A 21,200-nucleotide genomic window follows, 5' to 3' on the forward strand; every position below is an offset into this window, starting at 1 on the left:
TACTAATTCGAAGGATAAATTTTGGATTTAACAAGCCTTAGAGCAAAATACACAACAAGAGGTTTAGATATAAAAGATTTAAACCCAAATCCTTTTTTACAATTTGAGCTTTGGTTCAATCAAGCGATGCAAGCAGAACTTACTGAACCAAATGCTTTTTCACTTGCAACTGTTGGAGCTGATATGATGCCAAGTATTAGAACAGTTTTATTAAAAATATTTGATGAAAAAGGTTTTGTTTTCTTTACAAATTACACAAGTACAAAAGCGAAACAAATAGAACAAAATCCCAAAGCAGCTGCACTTTTCCCTTGGCTTGATTTAGAACGTCAAGTAAAAATTGAAGGAAATATTGAAAAAATATCAACAACTGAATCTTTAAAATATTTTCTCTCACGCCCAAAAGGTAGTCAAATAGGAGCTTGGGTTTCACATCAAAGTCAAGTTATAAGTTCAAGAAGTCTTCTTGAACAAAAATTTGATGAAATAAAAAGAAAATTTGTAAAAGGTGAAGTTCCTTTTCCTGATTTTTGGGGAGGATATATAATAAAACCCACAAAAATAGAGTTTTGGCAAGGTGGACAAGACAGACTTCATGATAGATTTTTATATGAGTTAAAAGATGATAATACTTGGACTATTTCAAGACTTGCTCCTTAATCTTTCAAATTGTCATATTTTTAAAGCTCTTTTCAAAAATTTTGTAAAATTCTTTTAGAAAATTTAGGAGCTTTAAAATGATTCTTGGGAAATGCCCATATTGCAATGGAAAAGTAATAGCTATAAAAACTACTGCACATGGCAAAAAAGTAAATCTTTACACTTGTGAAAATGCAAAAAAAGAGTATGATGAAAGTGAATCTTTTGTTTTCACAGCAGATTCTACTTGTACTTTTAGAGTTTATTCAAATGTTTTTTTAAAATGGAATAAAAGAAGTTTTTCTAAATATGAAATGAAAAAATTATTAGAAGAAGATCAAGTTATTGTAAGACTTCATGGAAGACGAGGAACAAGTGAATATTTCAAATATGTAATAACAGATAAAGAGTATGGAATTTCTATTTTATGGGATGAAGAAGTTTCAAAAAAAGAGGAAGAAGAGTTTTTAATCTCTTCTTGAAGTTGTTTCTAATAAGTGGTAACCAAAGTCAGTTTTAACTGGGCCATGAACTACATTTATTGCTTCATTAAATACAACTTTATCAAATTCAGGAACCATTTGTCCTTCAAAAAAGTTACCTAAATCTCCACCTCTTGAACCTGATGGACAAGATGAATACTCTTTTGCTAAATCTTCAAATTTTTCACCTTTTGCAATTCTTTCTTTTAATTGTAAACATAACTCTTCACTATCAACTAACAAATGTCTAGCCGTTGCACTTTTCATAATATTTCCTTTTGTAATTTTAAATAAAAAAAGATTTTAACATAAGCTTTCTTTTGACTAATTATTAATCAAAAAATTCTATTGCATTTTTACCTTGTTTTTTTGCTACATACATAGCTGTATCTGCTTGTTTAATAATATCTTTTACACTAACACTTGAATCACTAAATAGTGTAATTCCAATACTTGGAGTTGAAACATTAATATGACCTTCAATATGAGTAATTCCATTTAAAACATTTTTTATTTTTTCTGCAAGATTCGTTATATTTGTTTTTGCATCAATTTTATTATTACCAATATTATCAATAAGAACAATAAATTCATCTCCACCAATTCTTGCTATTGTATCTTCATCTCTGATAACTTCTGCTATTTTTTTTGCAACCATGATAAGTAATGCATCTCCAATATCATGACCTAAAGTATCATTTACTTCTTTGAAATTATCTAAATCAATAAAAATCAAACCACCTACTATTTTGTGTCTTACAACTTTTGTAATTGCGTGTTCTATTCTATCAAGTAACAATAATCTATTTGGTAAACCTGTTAAATTATCATGTGTTGCTTGGTACTCAAGAACTTTTTCTTTATCTTTTTGCTCACCAATATCTATATATTGTCCTAGAAAATGAGTTATTTTCCCATCTTTATCTTTAATAGCTGTAATTGTACTTCGTAAAGGGATAATTTCATCATTTGCTTTTCTATTATAAACTTCACCACTCCAAAAACCTTGAATACGCAAACTATTCCATAATTCATCACCAAATTTACTATTTTGATGACCTGATTTAAATATTCTTGGATTTTTACCTAAAATTTCTTCTCTCGTATAACCCATTGTCGTACAAAATGCTTGATTTACTTTTATAATTTCTCCAGCATTATTTGTAATAATCATTGGTTCACTTGATTCAAAAGCATATGAAGATAATCTTAACTCATCTTCTTGTTTTACTCTTATTTCTTCATATTCAATTTTTTCTAAACAATGTGTTACATCATTTACTAATTTATCAAATAAAATTTCAACTTCTTGATCAAAAAAGTTTAATTCATTTGAATAAATAACTAATGTTCCAACTATTTGATTAAATTTTTTTATAGGGAATGTTGCCATTGAATTGATATTTAATTCATCAGCATTTTCATAAAAAACAGAAATATTTTTTTCTTTAAAATTATTTATTATGATATTTGTTTCCCATTTTATAGTCTTTGAAATTATATTATCTTTAGTTTTATCGTGATATTTATCCATTTGAGTAATAATTTTATCTTTTAACTTTCCTTCATTTGCAATTATTTCTTTATCACTTAAATCGTATATAAAACAAAACTGCAAATTTTCATTTTCCAATAATAATTCACAAATATTTGAATATAACCTTTTTTTATCAAAAGTTTTTAATAAAAATTTATTGGCTTGGTTTAATAATTCATAAATTTCTTTATGTTTTTGAACTTTATAAAAACTTTTTTGTTCATTAAAAATTATATTTCTTAAAACAAAAAGTAATGAAATCAATGTAGAAAAACAAACAAATAAAAAGATTAAACTCTTATTTCTTTCGACTATAATATCATCTTCATATTTCATTGCTGTTTTTTCTATTGAATAGATTAAATTGTTATAAATATTTGATAAATAATCTATATTTTCATTTGAGATATATTCCCAATCTTCAAATTTGAAGTCACTATTTTTTTCAATTTTATTTTTAATATTATTTCTCAAAATAAAAATTTTGTTTAAATAATCTTCATTAAACTTTATATTAAAGTTTTGTAAAGAACTTAAACTATGAACATTATAAAAAGAATCTTTATTTATCTCCTGAATTGAGTAATTTCTTAAAAAAATATCATATAGTTTATCATCTAGTTTTTTTTCTTCTAAATAAATTTTTATAATACTTTTTTCAATATAACTTGCTTCTTTAAAATTTAGAAAATCTACAACATTTGATAAATCTGTATTAAACTCTATTGCAAATTTAATCGGTTTCATTAGAGATAAAGAGTTTAATAAAACTCTATTTATTACGTTATAACCTTCAAAAACTTCATCTATAGATATCGAAAAATTATCTATTTTATTTCTAAAATCATCTATTTTTTTTATATCAATTTTAAATTGATTGAATTTACTTTCTAAATTTAGATTTTTAACAATATTTATTAGATTATTATAAGATTTTGTTGTTTCATTTTGTTGCTTTTCAAGTTGGGGAAATTCATTTCTTAATAAAAAATATTTAACTGACAAATCTCTTTCTTCTTCAAAATTTGAAATCAATTTTTCCACAGATTTAAGGTAAGTTAAATTATCATAAGTATCATCAATTTCTTTTGTAAGTTCAACTTTTTCAAGAACTAAAACTGAACTAAAATACAAAATTCCTAGAGCAGGAAGTGTAAAAATAATAATTATTTTAAGAAATAATGTATTCTTTAACAATATATTTCCTTTTATTCTTTAATTTTGATTATATCTTATTTAAATTAATATAAATGAAAAAATTGAATAATTTAACTTAGAAATACCTATTTTTCATAAATACGATAATATTTTCCTTTGATTTTTGTCTTTAATAATTTTTCCAAAACATAAATAATTTTTTCTTTATTGATTGCAACATATGAAGAAAAATCTAAAATATCAATTTTTCCTATATCATCTTTTTGCAAACCAATTCCAGCAGTTAATGCACCTAAAATATCACCTGCTCTTAATTTCTGTTTTTTTCCACCATTTATAAAAATTGTTCTCAAATTAGAATCTATTTTATATGATATATCATCTTCAATAGTAGAGATATCTTCTTCTTTAATATCAGAAAATTTCTCTTTTATAATTTCAACTTTGTCTAATTCATCTTTTGTGTATAAAGAAATTGCTAATCCACCTTTTCCAGCACGTGCTGTTCTTCCGATTCTATGAGTATGTATTTTTTCATCCAATGATAAATCATAATTAATTACCAAATCCACATCATCAATATGAAGCCCTCGTGAAGCAACATCTGTAGCTATCAAAATTGGATAAGATTTGTTAGAAAATAATATTATTGTTTCATCTCTTTGTTTTTGTTCTAAATCTGAATGAAGTGTTAAAACATCTAAACCCATATCATATAAATCATCTGCTAATTTATCACAAGTTATTTTCATATTACAAAAGATTAAAATTGATTTTGCTTTATTTGAAGAAATTAAAGCAGGAATTATAGATGTTTTATTCTCATCAAAAATTTCATAAAATTTTTGATTTATTGTAGTTTTTATTTCATCTTCTACTTTTACTAAAGTTGGTTCTACTAAAATACTAGAAGCTAGATTTTCAATATTTTTTTCAAAAGTTGCAGAAAAAAGTAGTGTTTGTCTTTTTTTAGGTAAAGTATTTATTATCTCAATAATATCATCATAAAATCCCATATCTAGCATTTTATCAGCTTCATCTAAAACTAAAGTATTTATATTTTCTAAAGAAATATTATTTTCTTTTATATGTTTTAAAACTCTTCCAGGAGTTGCCACTACTATATGTGCTCCATGAAATAAAGATAAAGCTTGTGGTTTAAAAGGCATTCCACCACAAAGTGTTAGAACTTTTATATTATGAATATGCCGAGAAAGTTTTCTTAATTCTTGAGCTATTTGATTTGCAAGCTCTCTTGTCGGAGCTAAAATCAAAGATTGTACTTTAAACTCTTTTACTTTTAATTTATTTATTATTGGTATACAAAAAGCAACTGTTTTACCTGAACCAGTTTTTGCTTGAGCTATTAAATCTTTATTTTCTAAACTAAAAGGTAAACTTTTTTGCTGAATTGTGGTCATTTCAGTATATGACAAAGAATCTAAATTTGATAAAAACTCTTTTGATAAATTTAATTGTGAAAATTTTTTCATTATTATTTCTCAATTCTTTTGAAAAGATATGAAATTAATAAGAAAACTACTAACACAATGCCTAAACCTACATATTTAAAATCATCACTTAAACTTAATATATATTCTCCTGCTGTAAAACTTAAATATCCAATTATACAAGCCCATAAAATAGTTGCAAAAATATTTAATATTGCAAATTTTGTAGCTGAATATTTTGTAAGTCCCATTGCAAGAGGTATTAAAGTTTTAATTCCATAAATATATTTTTGAATAAATACTACAAAAGAGCCATATTTTCTCATCATTAAATGTGCTAATGCAATTTTTCTTCCATATTTTTTCATCATATCTTTTGCATAATTTTTATTTTTTCTAGCTATTAAAAATAAAAATTGATCACCTAAAAAGTTAGAAATACCTGCAACTAAAATAGAAATATAAATATTTAAATCTCCAGCATAAGATAAAACACCTGCAAATATAAGTCCAACAAATCCTCCACCAAAAGAGTATAAAAAAAGAGCTAAGTAACCCCAATCTTGAATAAATTGTTCCATAAATTAAATCCTAATTCCAAAAAATTCTAAAGATTCAATCACTGAATCATCTTCAATATCTATTAGATTATTTTTTATATTTTCTCTTGCCTTATCGATAATAAAATTTTTCACTTTTATTTTTACATCTTCTAAATCATCAACTATTACAAAACCACTAAATTGAATCTCATTGTCATAACAAAGTAAAGTTCCATTGCATGATTCTTCGATAAATTCACTGAGTTCTCTGTAATTAATTTCTAAATCACTTGCATGCCAACCGTAATTTTCCAAAACTTTATCTTCAAATATCTCTACACCATCACTTTGATGATCGAAATAAAGCATATTTTCTTTATTCATATCAATAATATTCTGCCAATTCATAACAGGTTTTATTTTACAAACTGTTCCAACAATAGTTGGTTTATAATCTGTTAGAAGTGTAGTTGCCATTGTTTTTGCATCTAAAATAGATGACAATTGTTGAAGATTTGTATTTTTATAAATAACTGCTTTTTTCTTTGTATCCTCTAAATTTGTATAAATATTTCCATCAACATCAATAATAATTTTAGATTTTGAAGCATATAAATTTAAAATTTGTGTTATATCAATATTTAGCTCTAAATCTTTTATATTAATTTTTCTCATTTTTAATCTTCCAATAATTAAATTTATAGGATTCTATCGTAAAGTTAATTAAATATTGAGTTTAATAATATTTATTCAAATTGTATAAAAGTTTAATCATTTTTTTATATTTCTTAAAGTTAGTTTATATATAATGAAGCACTTTTATCTACCTAAAATGGGGGATTTATTGATAATTAGAAACATTATATCTTCTTTATTCAAAGATAAAAAAATCAAAACTCTATTTTTAGTAGATATTCTTTATATGAAAGATTTAAATGCCATTTATAATTTTGATAATGGCGATTTTATTATCAAACAACTAAATGAAATTTTAATCACTAAAACAAAAAATTCTATTCCAAGAACTCTTAATAGAAAAATTTCAGTAAAGATAAAAAATACTCATGCAGATGTTTTTGAAATACTGCTGTATGATGATTTAACAATTGAAGAGATTATTATAATAAAAAATCTAATTTATGAAAATGTTGTATCTAATGATTTTAAACTTTTAGATAAAAATTTATCAATTAATATTGATGTAACTATTGGTTGCTCAAAAAGTGCAGAAAAACAGATAAAATCATATGCTGAAAAAGCTTTACATGAAGCAAAATTAAACTATCTACACTATATGTATTTTGATTCTTTCTTATATAAAAATGAGTTTGTTAATAAAGATTTATTAGATATTTTAAATCATAATATAAACAATAATTTAGTTGAACCTTACTTTCAAGCAATTATGGATAATCAGTCAAATAATATTGTTAAATATGAAGCTTTAATGAGGATTTTTGATAAAGATGGAAATATGTTGATGCCAAATGTTTTCATTCACAAAGCAAAAAAATCAAGACTTTATCAGAAACTAATGGAAATTTTATTTGATAAAATCATCGTTTATATAGAAAAATATAAAATTCATATTAGCGTAAATTTAGATTATACAGATATTTTAAATCCCCAAATAAAAAGAACTCTTCTTTCTAAAATTAAAACAAAAAATGTTGGTTCATATATAACTTTTGAAGTATTAGAAAGTGAAAAAGTATCTAACTTCAATCTAGTAAATGATTTTATAAAAGAAGCAAGAATTTATGGAGTAAAAATTGCAATAGATGATTTTGGTACAGGTTTTTCAAACTATGAAAATATTTTAAATTTAGATATTGATTATATAAAAATTGATGGTTCTTTAATAAAAAAAATTGATGAAGCGATATATTTAAACTTGATAAAAAGTATTGTTTTATTTTCAAAACAACAAAATATAAAAATTGTTGCAGAGTTTGTTAGTGATTTAAAAACATTGCGTTATGTAAAAAATATAGGAATTGATTTTTCACAAGGTTATCATATAGGAAAACCAATGTGCATAGAAGAACTTTTAGGAGTTAAAAATGAAAAGAAAACTTGAAAAAATAACTAATTCAACAATCAATGAATTGTTAAATAATGAGATAATTTTGCCATCTTTGTATTTTGAAAGATTTAATTATCACGCAAAAGAAGTAGAAGTAAATTTAGATGATGAAAACTTCCAAAAAGAGATAAATGAACTTTTGATTCAAGACTATAAAAATATTGAGAAATATATAAATTTAATCACTTCAAGTGTAAATGAACTAAAAAATGAAACAAAAAATGCAAGCACTGCTATTTTAAATAAAGATAGTGATACTTTGTCAGATATTTATAAAAAAATGATAACTCTTGAAAAAGAAATAGAACTTTTAAATAATGAATTATTTATTGATGAAACAACAAAAACTTATAATAGAAAATGGTTATATAGCAAATTTTTAAATGAAAATCTTTATTTTAAAGATAATGGAATTTGTACATTAGTTGATATAATTGATTATGAATATATCCAAAAAGAGTATGGAGAATTATTAGCCAAAAATTTTCTAATTTTTGTAATAAATTTTATTTCTCAGAAATTAAAAGATGAAAATTATGATTTTTATATAACTAGATATTTTGATGATAAATTTTTTATCTTTATTCTAAATGAAAACCAAAGTTCAATCGTAAATTATCTATTAAATTTAGAGCAAATGCTTTTAAATACAACTCTGAAAAGTCACTCAGGATTATATATAAAAGCAAATTATAAATTTAAAGTAGAAAGTTTTTCAACAAAAGATGAATCAAAATCAGTTTTTGAAAAGCTACTTAACTGAAAAAAGTATAAAACCTTTTTTCTTCTTCAACAGCTTCTTTATAAGAAATCTCTTCAAATCTAATTTTCGTATTTGCTTTTGCTTGGGAAAGTTTAAAACAATCTATTCCTAAAACAACCCCAATTTTTGGATAACCACCGATTGTTTGTCTATCCTTTAATAAAACTATTGGTTGTCCATCACTTGGTATTTGAATACTTCCAAAAGCAATTGCTTCTGAGATAATTCCATTTATCTCACACTTTATAGCCTCACCACTTAGCTTTGCTGCCATTCTATTAAAATCATTTGTTACTAAATAAGTTGAAGTTAAAAACTTCTTTTTTTCTTCATCTAAAAAGTAGTTTTCTTGATAAGAAAATAACACTCTTAAAGTCAAATTATCTTCATATTTTGGAATAAACTCTTCTTTTACTTTCATTGTATAGTTAAAATTAGAACTATTAAAAGGCAAAATATCACCTTTTTTTAGCTTATTTCCATCAACTCCACCAAGATTTTCTTTTATTGTTACACTATTACTTCCAAACTCTTTTTTTATATTAAAACCACCAAAAACTGCTAAATAAACCCTATTTCCACTTAGGATTTTTCCTATTTTTATGATGTCATTTTTTTTGATATTATAACTTTGCCAAAGCTCTTTTTTTTCATCATTTATAAAAAATTCACAACTAGCACCAGTGATTGAGATTTGAGTATTTTCATTTGCTTTAAAAATCACATTTGAAAAAGCTATTTCTAAAATATTTGTATCTAAAGAGTTTTTTAAAAGTCTGTTTGCCCAAAAATAAGCATACTCATCCATCACACCAGAATTTGTAACTCCAATATGTGCATAGCCAAATCTTCCCCTATCTTGAATAGTTACAAAAAGAGGATTATTTATGATTTCTAAACTCATAAAACTCCTCCTTTGGCTAAAAATTCTTCTTTAGAAATAGGATTAAATTTTACTTTATCACCTACCCTAAGTGGAGATAATGTTTCTAAATTTTTATCAAAAAGTTCAAAAGCTGTTTTTCCTATGATATTCCAACCACCAGGACTTTGTTGTGGATAAATTGCTGTTTGAAAATCAGCTATTGCAACACTTCCTTTTGGAACTATTTTTCTAGGAGTTGAAAGTCTTGAAAATACTATTTTTTCATCAACTTTTGCTAAATATGCAAAACCTGGCAAAAATCCAATTGCATAAACATCATAAAGTTTATTTGAATGAATTTCTATAATCTCTTCTATAGTTAAAGTTGTTTTTGAGCTTAAATATTCTAAATCAAATCCAACTTCTGTTCCATAATAAACATCTATCTCTATAATCTTTTCTTCAAAATTTTCATCTATTTCTAAATTTATATTTTGTTCTATTAAAGTTTTTAGAGTTTCAAAATCATATTTAAAAATATCAAAGCTTATAAAAATAGAAGTATAAGAAGGAATGATTTCAATAACCCCTTCCAAATTTAATTTTTTTATACCTAAATAGGCTTTTTTTATATCAAGTGCAATTTTTTCATCTATTAAATCTCCAAAATAGATGATAAATGAATCACAATTTACTACTTTAAAAACCATCAATATATCGCTTTTCTAAGTAGTTTTATAAATTCAAGAGCCTTTTCATTATCACCATGAACACAAACTGAATCAGTTTTTAAAAATAGTTTTTGCCCACTTAAACTATATAAAAAACCTTTATCCTTTAGATTTTTTATTCTATTTACAACTTCTAATTCATCATGAATTACTGCATTTTCATTCATTCTTGATACTAAACTTCCATCATCATTATAATTTCTATCTGCAAATACTTCATAAATTAAATTTATAGAATATAATTTTGATATATGTTCATAAGCTTCATTTTTTGCTCCTGATAAAATCATCAATTTTATATTTTTATCAAAAGATGAAATTGCATTTAAAACTGCTTTAAAAATATTTTCATCTCTCATCATATCATTGTAAAGTGCACCATGAGGTTTTACATAAGAAACAGCTGTTCCTTGAGCTTTACAAAAAGCACTTAAAGCTCCTAATTGATACAAAATTATTGATTTTATCTCTTCAAGTGAACAAAGTATACTTCTTCTTCCAAAACCAACTAAATCTTGATATGAAGGATGTGCACCTATTGTAACATTATGTTTTTTTGCTAAAGTTACAGATCTATTCATTGTAACTGAGTCACTTGCATGGAAACCACAAGCTAAATTTGCCATATCAATAAATGGCATAATTTCCTCATCATTTCCCATTTTCCAAATACCAAAACTCTCACCCATATCACAATTTAATTTTATGTTCATAATTTACCTTTAATACTGATACATATGATATTTTTTATTTTCAGCTGCTTTTCTTTCTTCTATTTTTTTATAAATATTTAAAGCTTTTTCTTTTTCATCTTCGTTCACTTCTTTTGACAAATACTCTTTTACAATACTATCTAAAACTAAGATATAAACTATACAATTTAATTTTAAAGAGTCTTCATTTTTCATCAATTTATCCAAATCAATAGCATAAACAGCTTCACTAAAAGTAAAAAATAGCCTTTGTTTTACATCTTTAAGTCTATATGAATAACCTAAAATTGTATAAAAGTTCTCTTCAAACTCTTTATCAAAATTTAAAGTTTTTAATTCATTTGAAAAAAAAGATATTTTTTCACCATATTTATTTGCTATTTCATCTGCTTCAACAACTCTATTTTTAAAATAATAAATAAAGTTACAAATCTCTTCTATTAGTTCTATTTTATATCCTTTTTCACAATTATTACATCTACTCTATTATATAATGAAATATATAAAATACAAAAAAATTAGGAAAAATCATGAAAAAATCAATTATAGCTTCAACTCTAATTCTTAGTGCTTCACTTTCATTTGCTTTAGATTTTGGTTCTATTGCAAAAGGTGTTTTAGATACAGTGGCAACTGAAAAACAAACAACTACTACTGAAGAAACTTCAAAAGCTCCAGCAACTACAAATACAACAAAATCAAATTTAAGTGATTCAACTGTTTCAAGTGGCTTAAAAGAGGCATTAAAAACAGGTGTTACTTATGCAACTACTCAATTAGGTAAAGATAATGGTTACTTAAATAATAGTGCGGTTAAAATACCACTTCCTGATAATCTTGCAAAAGCTGAAACTCTTATAAGAAGTGCAGGTGGAAATAAAATAGCAGATGATTTAATAAACTCTATGAATACAGCCGCTTCAAAAGCAGCACCAAAAACAGCAGAAATTTTTGTAGATGCAATCGATAAGATGAGTTTAACTGATGCACAAAATATTTTATCAGGTAGCAATGATGCAGCGACACAATATTTCAAGAAGAATACAAGTGACTCTTTAAAGAAAGCAATTACTCCAATTATTCAAGAAACAATGAAAGAAAACAATGTTGCAAGTTATTATGATATGGCAAATAATTTATATAAAACAAATGCAAAAGGATTAGTTGAAAACAGTTCTGTTATGGGAATGGCAAAAAGTTTTGGTGTTGATTCATATCTTCCAGCTAGCTCAGATGAAAGTCTAGATGAATTTGTTACAAACAAAGCAATTGAAGGTTTATTTACAATGATAGCTCAAAAAGAAGCTGCAATTAGATCAAATCCTGTTGAACAAACTTCTTCAATCTTAAAACAAGTATTTGGAAACTAAGAGGTTACCTCTTAGTTTGAAATAGCAAAATAACTATTCATAGCATTATTTTTTACTAAACTTATATTTATATCCAAAGAAACATCTTTATTTTTTTCATATTCATACTTATAATCTTTTTTAAAATTTCTTAATAAATTTTCATAAAGTTCAGATTTTTTATCTATAACAAATATTTCTTTATTTACTTCATAAATATAGATAATATTTAAAATATAGCTATCATCTATTTTATATGTCAAAAATTCATAATGACTAAATTCAAACTTTTCTAGTAAATCCATCTTTTTAGCCCTGATTTTCTCTTTTAGTAAACTAATAAAAAAACCTAAAGCTTGACCATTCCAACAGACATCACTATCAGTGTGAATGTACTCTAAATATATACTATCTGCACTCAAAGTATATGCTTCTAAAATATAAGAGTCATATCTTGTTTTTGTCTCAACATTTATAACTGGATATTTATAAAAACTATCGGTATCCACTTTGAATTTTAATTCATTTTCTTCAAGGCTAAAATAAGGACGAGATAATATTGTAATTGTTTTAAAAACTGATTTTAAAGCATCTTTTACCATACCCATTTATCTAACCTTTTATTTAATTTTAAGAAATGTACTTTAACATAATAATTTCATTTATTCAAGGATATTAGTTAAAAATTGTGCAAAAATAATTAATTATAAAAATTAATTTTCCATTCCTAAACTTCTTTTAAATAAAATTAGAGTTAAACTAAAAAATACAGCTCCAATTACAAAAATTATTAACATCTTTTTCCAAATAATACTAATTCCAGCACCTTTAAATAATATTGATTGAGATAAATCTACAAAGTGACTTGTTGGCATTAGTTGCATAAGATTTTGTAAAATCATTGGCATACTTTCAAATGGTGTAATACTTCCTGAAAGTAACATCAAAGGTAAAATTGTCAAAATAAAAATCATTCCAAGTTGAGGCATATTTTGAGCAATAGTTCCCATAAATACTCCCATAGAAGTAGTTGCAAATAAAACCAAAAAAGTACATAATAAAAAAAGAGGAACCGAACCACTTAAAGGTATTTGTAAAACACCTTCAACAACAACCAATAAACTAAAAGTCACACAAACTAAAATCACTAAACAAGCAGAAAATATTTTAGAAAGCATTATTTCAAATGCTCTTAAAGGCATAACTAAAAGATGTTCAATTGTTCCATGTTCTCTTTCTCTAACCAAAGCAGCACCAGATAATAAAATAGAAATCATTACAATATTATTTATAATTTCATTTATACTTCCAAACCACATACTTGTTAGATTTGGATTATATTTATATCTACTTACAACTTTTGGATTAGTACTACTTTCATAACTTCCTTTTAAAAAAGTTTGAACCTCTTGAGTTATAATATTTTGAATATATCCTGAACCAATACCTGCTTGAGTCATTCTTGTTGCATCAATATTTACTAAAATATCAGGAGATATTCCAGATAACACATCCTTTTCAAAATCAGTTGGAATCATTATAATAAAAGTATAATATCCTGAATCCATTCTTTTATCAACTTCATCATAAGAAATCACTTCAGGTGTATTAAATCGTGGTTTGTAAAAAGCATCTATTATTCTATGTGAAAGTTCAGTTTTATCACTATCTACAAAAGCTATTGAAGCATTATGCAGTTCAGTTGATGTTTGAGTTCCACCTATATAAATTGCAAATGAAAAAGAATAAATAACCAATAAAACCATCACTTTATCATAAAAAAGTGTTTTTAGCTCTTTTATACTTAAATTAAAAATATTTAATATAGTTCTTATCATTATTTTTCCTGTTTTTTTAGAACTAATAAACTTAGCATTGTAATAACTATAGCTGCTGCAAATAAAGCAAAAAATTCAAGATGTAATTCAGAAAAAGAGACATTTTTACTAAAAACTCCCCTACTTATATTTATAAAATAAGTAACTGGGAAAAAATCTCCTATAAATCTTCCAATTCCTTCAAGTGAACTAACAGGATCTTTCAATCCAGCAAATTGAACTGTTGGTAAAAGTGTAAAAATTGCTGTTCCTGCAAGTGCAGCTATTTGAGTTTGAGCAAAAGAAGACATCAAAAGTCCAATTCCAGTTGTACAAATAATATATAATAAAGCCGCTAAACTCAAAGTAATAAAACTACCTTTTAAAGGTACACCAAATGCAACTATAGCAAAGCCAACAAGTATAATAAAACTAATCATACTAACAACCACATAAGGCAATTGTTTTCCAAATAAAAATTCCAATTTAGTAACTGGTGTTGCATAAAAATTAGTGATAGAACCTAACTCTTTTTCTCTTACAACACTCAATGCCATTAAAATTGCTGGTATAAAAATCAATAACATCGGGATTACAGCGGGAACAATAGAATAAATACTTTTAAAATCTTGGTTATATCTATATCTTAAAATAATATTTGTATCAGATGTAATATCTATTCCAAAATTTTCTTTATAAAAACTTTGTAAATAACTAATATGCAAACCTTGTACATAACCATGTATTGTTTCAGCTCTAAAAGGAAAAGAACCATCTATCCAAACAGCTATTTCTTCTGTATAACCTTTTGTAAGATTTTTACCAAAATTTGGAGGTATTACAAAAGCAACACTAATCTCCCCTCTTTTCATTCTGTCATCTAATTCATCAAAAGAATTTAAAGCTTTCTCTTCTAAAAAATACCTTGAACCTGAAACATTTTCTATATAATGCCTACTTAATGGTGATTCATCTTGGTCTAAAACTGCAAATTTTAAATCTTCAACATCCATTGTTATTCCATATCCAATAACAAACATCAAAATTACAGTTCCTAAAAGTGCAAATGTAAGTCTAACCTTATCTCTTAATAACTCCAATGATTCCCTATAGCTATAGCCAAAAACTCTTAAAAGACTAAAAGAACTACTATTTTGAGCTTTTTTTGAATTTTCATTAAAAACTAACTCTTCTACTTTTTCTTCAGTTGAATTTTTTTCTAAAGCATCTTCTAAATAAGATATAAATGCTTCTTCCAAACTATTTTTATTTTTTAATCTTACAAGTTCACTTGGACTATTTGTTATTAAAACCTTTCCTTGGTGCATCAAGGAAATTCTATCGCATCTTTCACCTTCATTCATAAAGTGCGTTGAGATAAATATAGTAACATTATCATTTCTTGATAAATCTATCAATAACTGCCAAAAATTATCTCTAGAAACTGGATCAACTCCTGAAGTTGGCTCATCTAAAATAAGCATTTTTGGTCTATGAATAACTGCTGCTGCAAGAGAAAGTCTTTGTTTTATTCCCAAAGGTAGTTCATTTGCTAAATGATTTTTATACTCTTTTAAATCAAATTTTTCCAAAAGAGCATCTATTCTTTTTTCTTTATCTTCTTTTATATGAAAAAGTTTTGCATGTAATTCTAAATTTTCAAAAACTGATAATTCATTATATAAAGAGAAAGCTTGAGTCATATATCCAACTTTTTCTCTCATTTGCAAAGAGTTATCTTTTACCTCTTCTCCAAAAAGTTTTGCATTACCACTTGTGGGAGAAAGTAATCCTGTAAGCATCTTCATAGTTGTGGTTTTTCCACAACCATTTGAGCCTAAAAAACCAAAAATCTCTCCTTGTTTTATATTTAGATTTACATTATTTACAGCTATAAAATCTCCAAATTGCATAGTTAAATTTTGAGCTTCAATAGCATATATTTCTTCTTTATCTTCTTTTGGCGGAACTACTAATTTTTTATGACCTGCTCTTTTTTCACTTGGTAAAAGTTCAATAAATGCTTCATCTATATTATCACATTGTGTTTTTTCTAATAACTCTTTTAGTGTTCCTTGCATCAAAACTTTTCCATCATCCATAGCGATAATTGTGTCAAAACTAGCTGCTTCTTGCATATAAGCAGTTGCGATTAAAACACTCATTTTTTGATTTTTTTCTTTGATATTTGATATTAATTTCCAAAACTCTCTTCTTGAAAGTGGGTCAACTCCTGTTGTTGGTTCATCTAAAATCAAAAGTTCAGGGTCATGAATCAAAGCACAACAAAGTCCAAGTTTTTGTTTCATTCCACCAGAAAGTTTTCCTGCTGGTCTATCTTTAAATTGGAGCAAACCTGTGCTTTTTAGTAATTGTAAAATTCTTTGATTTCTCTCTTTTTTATCTTGTCCAAAAAGTCTTGCAAAAAACTCTATATTTTCATAAACAGATAAAGTCATATATAAATTTTTTCCTAAACCTTGTGGCATATAAGCAATTTTAGGACAAATCTCTTTTCTATATTTTTCGTTTTTTATATCTCCATTTAAAACTTCAACTTCACCCGTTTGGATTATTTTTACACCTGATAAGATAGATAAAAGTGTTGATTTTCCAACTCCATCAGGTCCAATAAAGCCTATCATTTTTCCAGCTTTAATATCTAAAGTAACATTATCAAGTGCAGTTACATCTGCATATTTATGAGAAAGATTTTTTACTTTAGCAATAAATTCACTCATTTTATTCACTTACTTTTTTAGGTAAATTATTTAAATTATTGGGCCAAGAAACGTTTTTATCAAGTTTGATATAAGCAACTCCTGGTAATCCTGTTTTTATTCTGTCAAAATATTTTTCTAAAACATTTGAATCAATTTTTACTTTGATTCTAAACATAAGTTTTTCCCTTTCAGCTTGAGTTTCTATCTCTTTTGGAGTAAATTGTGCCAAAGGTGAAACAAATGTTACATGAGCTGGAATTGCGATATTTGGTATTGCATCAAGTACAATTCTAGCTTCAGAACCAATATCAACAAGCCCTGCTTGTGAAGTTGGAAGAAAAATTGTCATATATGTATTCATTAAATCAAGAACAACTAAAACTTTCCCACCATTTGCAACTATTTCACCATTTTGAGCAATTTTATATAAAACTCTTCCTTTTACAGGTGAGTAAAGTTTTGAATCTTCGATATTTACTTTTATAGTTTCTATTTGTGCGGCTGTTGCATTTATAGTTGACTGAGCACTTATAACTTGACTTTTAGCAGCAGTTAAAGCAGCTTGTGCAGTTTGATATAAAGTTTCATTTTTTTGAAATTCTGCAAGAGGAATACTTTTTGTTTTATATAAAGAATTTGCTCTATCATAATCTTTTTTTGCAAGAGATAATTGACTTTGTTTTTCTTCAACTATTGCTAAAGCATAATTTTTATTTTCGATTGCTTGTTGTTCATAAGCCATTGCTTCTTGTAGTTTTGCATTTAACTCTTTTATATCAAGTCTTGCTAAAAGTTGATTTTCTTCAACTAAATCACCTTCTTCGGAATCTATATTTATCAATCTTCCTGATAATTTTGAAGAAATATCAACTTGAGTAGTTTCAATTCTTCCATTTCCACTTGCAAACCCTTCGGGTAAATTTGATTGTTTATTTATAAATGAATAAAAATAAATTGTAGCAAGAACTACTAATAACAATAAAATAATAATTAATTTTTTCAACATCTTTTTCTCCTAATTTTCACATAAAGCATCTAATAAAATATTAGTTATAAACTCTTCTACATAATTTAATATTTTAGTATCATTTTTATCAAAATCCTTAATATTATTCAACTTTAAAGGTGTCTTTTGCATTGAATAATATGAAGAAATTGTACCTATTATCATAGCTTTTAATTCATAAAAATCCATATCTTTATATTTTTCTTTTAAGTTTAATTGTGAAATGATTTGTTTCATTAAAACAAGTTCTTTTTCAATAGAATTTGGGATATTGTTTTCTATTCCTAAATCAAAATTTGCCATTTCTCTTAATGTCAGGGGTATAATACTTGGATTATTACTGATAGTTTTTGTATATAGTTTTATGTATCTTTTAAATTTTTCTTTGGCTTCCAAAGAACTATTTAAAATCTCTTTTTTTTCTTCTTCATTTAATTCAATTATTGAAGAAATAACTTCATCATATAAATTTCGTTTATCTTTAAAGTGATAATAAATTGTAGCTTTATTTATTTTTAATTTATCTGCGAGCTTGTTCATACTCAAGACTGAATAGCCAAAGATTGCAAATTCCTCCGTTGCTACATCTAAGATGTGTTTTTTTGTCATTAATTAATCCTATATTTTATTAACTAACCGTTCGGTTAATAAAAGTATAAAATAAAAAAGATTAAAATCATAATAAAATAATTAATCTTTGAATTAATTAATAGTTAAATTTAGGTCAAATCAATATAAAAACAATCAAAAATAATCTTATTAAATTAAATCAAGCAATTTTAAAAAATTTTTTATTGCATTAGGAAATAAAAGTGGAAACTAAAATATTAAACTCTATTGAAAAAATTGAGAAAAAGACCCTGCCAGATTTTGCGAAGTTGTCGCTAGCATTGCTATTTATAGTAGTAGTATTTTTGTGGTCGTATGCCTCACATGGGAACTTGCCAAATAATACGTTTCTAATAATAGGAGCAGTGTTCGGAGCTTATATGGCTATGAATATTGGAGCGAATGATGTAGCAAATAATGTTGGACCAGCTGTTGGTTCTAAAGCCTTGACTCTTACAGGTGCTATTTTTATTGCTGCTATCTTTGAATCACTTGGTGCTTTTATAGCTGGTGGTGATGTTGTTAAAACAATTAAAGATGGTATTATCAATCCTGATTTGATAAAAAATCCTGAAATATTTATTTGGGCTATGACAGCAGCTTTGCTTTCTGCTGCACTTTGGTTGAATTTTGCAACTTCTATTGGAGCACCTGTTTCTACAACACATTCTATTGTTGGTGGTGTAATGGGAGCAGGTATTGCAGCAGCAGGTTTTGCAATAGTTTCTTGGGATACTGTTGGTAAAATTGTTGCCTCTTGGATTGTTTCCCCTTTGCTTGGTGGAATAATAGCAGCAGGTTTTCTTTATTTTATAAAAAAACAAATAATCTATAAAGAAAATATGATAGAAGCCTCAAAAAAATTTGTTCCAATTTTGATTTCAGTAATGACTTGGACTTTTAGTACTTATATCATCTTGAAAGGCTTGAAACACCTTGTTGATTTGAATTTCTTTGTAGCTTCTGTAATTGCATTTTTTATAACTGTTGGTGTTTATCTTCTTGTTAAACCATTAATAGCTAAATCTTCAAATAAATTGGCAAATACAAGAGCTTCTGTAAATAGCTTGTTTAATATTCCTTTGGTGTTTGCGGCAGCCTTGCTTTCTTTTGCACATGGAGCAAATGATGTGGCAAATGCAATTGGACCACTTGCAGCAATAAATGATGCAATAGTAAATGTAGAAATAGCATCAAAAGTAAGTATTCCTTTTTGGGTAATGGCAGTAGGAGCATTTGGTATAGTAATAGGATTGACTCTATATGGACCAAAACTGATAAAAACAGTAGGCTCAGAGATAACAGAACTTGATCAAATGAGAGCATACTCAATAGCAATGGCAGCAGCATTCACAGTAATAGTAGCAAGCCAATTGGGACTTCCAGTGTCTTCAACACATATAGCAGTAGGTGGAGTGTTTGGAGTAGGATTTTTAAGAGAGTTTTTGGATAATAATGAGAAAAGATTTTTGCAAGAGACAAGAAAAAGGTTTAAAAGACATAAACGAGAATTAGACTTGATGCAAGAAGAGTTGAATAGATTAGAGATAATAAAAGATAAATCAAAAACACATTATGTAAAAATAGTAGAGTTGTATAAAAAGATAGATGATAAAGAGAACTTGGTAAAACAAGAGAGAAAAGATGTAAAAGATGCAAAAAGTACAAAATATGTAAAAAGGGATGCTATTAAGAAGATAATAGCAGCTTGGATTATAACTGTACCTGCTGCGGCTATTCTTTCTGCGGCTATCTTTTTTATGATTAAAGGATTTATGGCTTCAATTTAAAGTTTTAATTAGTTATAAAATTAAATATTGTTTGTGAATCTTGTGGGGGTTGCATTTCTAATTTTTAGTGCTATTTTAATATTTTCTTTTGTTTTCTTTAGAAAATAGTTTTTTACCTTCTTTAATTAATTTCTCTAAATTTGTGTAATACTCTAAATGATTTATTTTTAAATCTATTTCTTTTGTAATTACATAAACTATCCCGTATACAGATTGCAATGTTGTTAATAATAATGTTGCAATTACATTAGAATTATGTTCAACCATACTAATATCAGAAAACTCTTTTATTGTTTTTCCATGGATTAGTCCCATAGCCTGTAACATTCCATATAATGTGCCATGTGCAATATTTGATGAAGTACGATATATAACCAAATGAGCTACCATTAATGAACGAGAAACAATTTTCCCGTATTTTTTATCAATTAAATTTATACTATTTTTTAAATTATGTTTTGTCCAATTTCTTGGATTTTTAACACTGAAAGGATTGTTTTTAGAAAAACCAACAATATGTTCTTTTCCATCAAAAGTCAAAAAAACAGCTTCACTATCAATCGCAATTGAACGTGCAGGTTCTTGATTTATTTCATTTTGTGTATATACATTCATTTCATCCATTGACTCAAAATCTGTTGACAATATTAAAAGAATATTTACTGTCGTTTCATAAATCACCCTTGAAATTACATATGAATCTCGCATCTTATTATAACGACTGAGAATTGCTAATGTTTCCATTGAATCAAAGACAGCTAAAAGTAATAAAAAAAGCTCATTGTTAATTTTAGTATCTTTTTTTAATATTTCATCACACATTGTTTTATAACTTTTTATTCCATCCAAATAAATTGAAGCTAATTTTTCAACATCACTAATTTTCATTTTTTATATCTTTTTTAATTAATTATATATTAATAATATAAATAAAACTAT

General features: G+C 25.7%; 21 protein-coding genes. 6 read left to right on the forward strand and 15 right to left on the reverse strand.

Annotated elements, in window-relative coordinates; translation table 11 throughout:
• Positions 1–21 precede the first annotated feature (21 nt).
• On the forward strand, positions 22–660 hold the full coding sequence (gene pdxH, locus ADFLV_RS10305) for a pyridoxamine 5'-phosphate oxidase (RefSeq protein WP_129011990.1): 639 nt from the start codon (positions 22–24) through the stop codon (positions 658–660).
• Positions 661–737: 77 nt separating this feature from the next.
• Positions 738–1,121, forward strand: coding sequence for a hypothetical protein (locus ADFLV_RS10310; RefSeq protein ID WP_129011991.1), 384 nt, complete (start codon positions 738–740; stop codon positions 1,119–1,121).
• Here the strand turns inward: ADFLV_RS10310 and ADFLV_RS10315 are convergent.
• The 5 genes from ADFLV_RS10315 to ADFLV_RS10335 all read right to left on the reverse strand — a co-directional run bounded on the left by ADFLV_RS10315 (position 1,107) and on the right by ADFLV_RS10335 (position 6,484).
• A complete protein-coding gene (locus ADFLV_RS10315) occupies positions 1,107–1,388 on the reverse strand; it encodes a peptidylprolyl isomerase (RefSeq protein WP_014474708.1) in 282 nt (93 codons plus the stop codon). The genes ADFLV_RS10310 and ADFLV_RS10315 overlap by 15 nt on opposite strands.
• A 64-nt stretch (positions 1,389–1,452) precedes the next feature.
• Positions 1,453–3,855, reverse strand: a complete 2,403-nt coding sequence (locus ADFLV_RS10320) for a diguanylate cyclase domain-containing protein (protein WP_129011992.1) — start codon at positions 3,853–3,855, stop codon at positions 1,453–1,455.
• Positions 3,856–3,941: 86 nt separating this feature from the next.
• Complete coding sequence (gene dbpA / locus ADFLV_RS10325) at positions 3,942–5,309, reverse strand: ATP-dependent RNA helicase DbpA (protein WP_129011993.1); 1,368 nt, start codon at positions 5,307–5,309, stop codon at positions 3,942–3,944.
• A gap of 2 nt (positions 5,310–5,311) precedes the next feature.
• Complete coding sequence (locus tag ADFLV_RS10330; RefSeq protein WP_014474711.1) at positions 5,312–5,848, reverse strand: DedA family protein; 537 nt, start codon at positions 5,846–5,848, stop codon at positions 5,312–5,314.
• Between the two features lie 3 nt (positions 5,849–5,851).
• Positions 5,852–6,484, reverse strand: coding sequence for a hypothetical protein (locus ADFLV_RS10335; protein WP_129011994.1), 633 nt, complete (start codon positions 6,482–6,484; stop codon positions 5,852–5,854).
• Positions 6,485–6,653: 169 nt separating this feature from the next.
• Here ADFLV_RS10335 and ADFLV_RS10340 point away from each other — a divergent pair, with 169 nt between their 5' ends.
• Both ADFLV_RS10340 and ADFLV_RS10345 read left to right on the forward strand, forming a co-directional pair.
• Entirely contained in the window at positions 6,654–7,889 is a 1,236-nt protein-coding gene (locus ADFLV_RS10340; RefSeq protein ID WP_164968541.1) for an EAL domain-containing protein, read from the forward strand.
• The gene (locus ADFLV_RS10345; protein WP_129011996.1) at positions 7,873–8,658 is read left to right on the forward strand and encodes a diguanylate cyclase domain-containing protein; all 786 of its coding nucleotides are present in this window, start codon (positions 7,873–7,875) and stop codon (positions 8,656–8,658) included. The genes ADFLV_RS10340 and ADFLV_RS10345 overlap by 17 nt, the downstream gene beginning before the upstream one ends.
• Here the strand turns inward: ADFLV_RS10345 and ADFLV_RS10350 are convergent.
• From ADFLV_RS10350 to ADFLV_RS10365, 4 genes are read right to left on the reverse strand one after another with little or no spacing between them, the layout of a single operon-like run.
• Positions 8,651–9,562, reverse strand: coding sequence for a 5-oxoprolinase subunit C family protein (locus ADFLV_RS10350; RefSeq protein ID WP_129011997.1), 912 nt, complete (start codon positions 9,560–9,562; stop codon positions 8,651–8,653). The two genes, ADFLV_RS10345 and ADFLV_RS10350, sit on opposite strands and share 8 nt — an antisense overlap.
• A complete protein-coding gene (gene pxpB / locus ADFLV_RS10355) occupies positions 9,559–10,233 on the reverse strand; it encodes a 5-oxoprolinase subunit PxpB (RefSeq protein ID WP_129011998.1) in 675 nt (224 codons plus the stop codon). The genes ADFLV_RS10350 and pxpB overlap by 4 nt, the downstream gene beginning before the upstream one ends.
• Positions 10,233–10,970 (reverse strand): 5-oxoprolinase subunit PxpA, encoded by a 738-nt coding sequence (locus ADFLV_RS10360; protein WP_228712409.1) that lies wholly within the window; start codon positions 10,968–10,970, stop codon positions 10,233–10,235. Before ADFLV_RS10360 ends, pxpB begins: the two co-directional genes overlap by 1 nt.
• Before the next feature lie 6 nt (positions 10,971–10,976).
• Complete coding sequence (locus ADFLV_RS10365; RefSeq protein ID WP_014474723.1) at positions 10,977–11,162, reverse strand: hypothetical protein; 186 nt, start codon at positions 11,160–11,162, stop codon at positions 10,977–10,979.
• Between the two features lie 335 nt (positions 11,163–11,497).
• Here ADFLV_RS10365 and ADFLV_RS10370 point away from each other — a divergent pair, with 335 nt between their 5' ends.
• Positions 11,498–12,337: a DUF4197 domain-containing protein gene (locus ADFLV_RS10370; protein ID WP_129012000.1), complete on the forward strand. Its 840-nt coding sequence runs from the start codon at positions 11,498–11,500 to the stop codon at positions 12,335–12,337.
• Positions 12,338–12,348: 11 nt separating this feature from the next.
• Here ADFLV_RS10370 and ADFLV_RS10375 read toward each other — a convergent pair whose 3' ends face one another.
• The 5 genes from ADFLV_RS10375 to ADFLV_RS10400 form a co-directional block, all read right to left on the reverse strand.
• Complete coding sequence (locus tag ADFLV_RS10375; protein ID WP_014474725.1) at positions 12,349–12,924, reverse strand: hypothetical protein; 576 nt, start codon at positions 12,922–12,924, stop codon at positions 12,349–12,351.
• A 105-nt stretch (positions 12,925–13,029) separates the two neighbouring features.
• Positions 13,030–14,154 carry an ABC transporter permease gene (locus tag ADFLV_RS10385; RefSeq protein WP_129012001.1) on the reverse strand — a complete coding sequence of 375 codons (1,125 nt, stop codon included), beginning with the start codon at positions 14,152–14,154 and terminating at the stop codon, positions 13,030–13,032.
• A complete protein-coding gene (gene rbbA / locus ADFLV_RS10390; protein ID WP_129012002.1) occupies positions 14,154–16,874 on the reverse strand; it encodes a ribosome-associated ATPase/putative transporter RbbA in 2,721 nt (906 codons plus the stop codon). Before rbbA ends, ADFLV_RS10385 begins: the two co-directional genes overlap by 1 nt.
• A 1-nt stretch (position 16,875) precedes the next feature.
• Positions 16,876–17,862, reverse strand: a complete 987-nt coding sequence (locus ADFLV_RS10395) for an HlyD family secretion protein (protein WP_129012003.1) — start codon at positions 17,860–17,862, stop codon at positions 16,876–16,878.
• Positions 17,863–17,871: 9 nt separating this feature from the next.
• Positions 17,872–18,471 carry a TetR/AcrR family transcriptional regulator gene (locus ADFLV_RS10400; RefSeq protein WP_129012004.1) on the reverse strand — a complete coding sequence of 200 codons (600 nt, stop codon included), beginning with the start codon at positions 18,469–18,471 and terminating at the stop codon, positions 17,872–17,874.
• Positions 18,472–18,674: 203 nt separating this feature from the next.
• On the opposite strand from ADFLV_RS10400, the gene ADFLV_RS10405 reads away from it, so the two are divergent.
• Complete coding sequence (locus ADFLV_RS10405) at positions 18,675–20,261, forward strand: inorganic phosphate transporter (RefSeq protein WP_172658793.1); 1,587 nt, start codon at positions 18,675–18,677, stop codon at positions 20,259–20,261.
• A gap of 75 nt (positions 20,262–20,336) precedes the next feature.
• Here the strand turns inward: ADFLV_RS10405 and ADFLV_RS10410 are convergent, their stop codons facing one another.
• The gene (locus tag ADFLV_RS10410; RefSeq protein ID WP_129011166.1) at positions 20,337–21,149 is read right to left on the reverse strand and encodes a hypothetical protein; all 813 of its coding nucleotides are present in this window, start codon (positions 21,147–21,149) and stop codon (positions 20,337–20,339) included.
• Positions 21,150–21,200 lie beyond the last annotated feature (51 nt).

The organism is Arcobacter defluvii, from assembly GCF_013201725.1.
Classification (GTDB): Bacteria; Campylobacterota; Campylobacteria; order Campylobacterales; family Arcobacteraceae; genus Aliarcobacter; species Aliarcobacter defluvii.

What these genes read in the sequence shown, in the direction of transcription:
- ADFLV_RS10310 (WP_129011991.1), top strand. Translation starts at nt 738, where the DNA reads ATGATTCTTGGGAAATGCCCATATTGCAATGGAAAAGTAATAGCTATA.
- ADFLV_RS10315 (WP_014474708.1), bottom strand. Translation starts at nt 1,388, where the DNA reads ATGAAAAGTGCAACGGCTAGACATTTGTTAGTTGATAGTGAAGAGTTA.
- dbpA (WP_129011993.1), bottom strand. Translation starts at nt 5,309, where the DNA reads ATGAAAAAATTTTCACAATTAAATTTATCAAAAGAGTTTTTATCAAAT.
- ADFLV_RS10330 (WP_014474711.1), bottom strand. Translation starts at nt 5,848, where the DNA reads ATGGAACAATTTATTCAAGATTGGGGTTACTTAGCTCTTTTTTTATAC.
- ADFLV_RS10335 (WP_129011994.1), bottom strand. Translation starts at nt 6,484, where the DNA reads ATGAGAAAAATTAATATAAAAGATTTAGAGCTAAATATTGATATAACA.
- ADFLV_RS10345 (WP_129011996.1), top strand. Translation starts at nt 7,873, where the DNA reads ATGAAAAGAAAACTTGAAAAAATAACTAATTCAACAATCAATGAATTG.
- ADFLV_RS10350 (WP_129011997.1), bottom strand. Translation starts at nt 9,562, where the DNA reads ATGAGTTTAGAAATCATAAATAATCCTCTTTTTGTAACTATTCAAGAT.
- pxpB (WP_129011998.1), bottom strand. Translation starts at nt 10,233, where the DNA reads ATGGTTTTTAAAGTAGTAAATTGTGATTCATTTATCATCTATTTTGGA.
- ADFLV_RS10365 (WP_014474723.1), bottom strand. Translation starts at nt 11,162, where the DNA reads ATGAAAAATGAAGACTCTTTAAAATTAAATTGTATAGTTTATATCTTA.
- ADFLV_RS10370 (WP_129012000.1), top strand. Translation starts at nt 11,498, where the DNA reads ATGAAAAAATCAATTATAGCTTCAACTCTAATTCTTAGTGCTTCACTT.
- ADFLV_RS10375 (WP_014474725.1), bottom strand. Translation starts at nt 12,924, where the DNA reads ATGGGTATGGTAAAAGATGCTTTAAAATCAGTTTTTAAAACAATTACA.
- ADFLV_RS10385 (WP_129012001.1), bottom strand. Translation starts at nt 14,154, where the DNA reads ATGATAAGAACTATATTAAATATTTTTAATTTAAGTATAAAAGAGCTA.
- rbbA (WP_129012002.1), bottom strand. Translation starts at nt 16,874, where the DNA reads ATGAGTGAATTTATTGCTAAAGTAAAAAATCTTTCTCATAAATATGCA.
- ADFLV_RS10395 (WP_129012003.1), bottom strand. Translation starts at nt 17,862, where the DNA reads ATGTTGAAAAAATTAATTATTATTTTATTGTTATTAGTAGTTCTTGCT.
- ADFLV_RS10400 (WP_129012004.1), bottom strand. Translation starts at nt 18,471, where the DNA reads ATGACAAAAAAACACATCTTAGATGTAGCAACGGAGGAATTTGCAATC.
- ADFLV_RS10410 (WP_129011166.1), bottom strand. Translation starts at nt 21,149, where the DNA reads ATGAAAATTAGTGATGTTGAAAAATTAGCTTCAATTTATTTGGATGGA.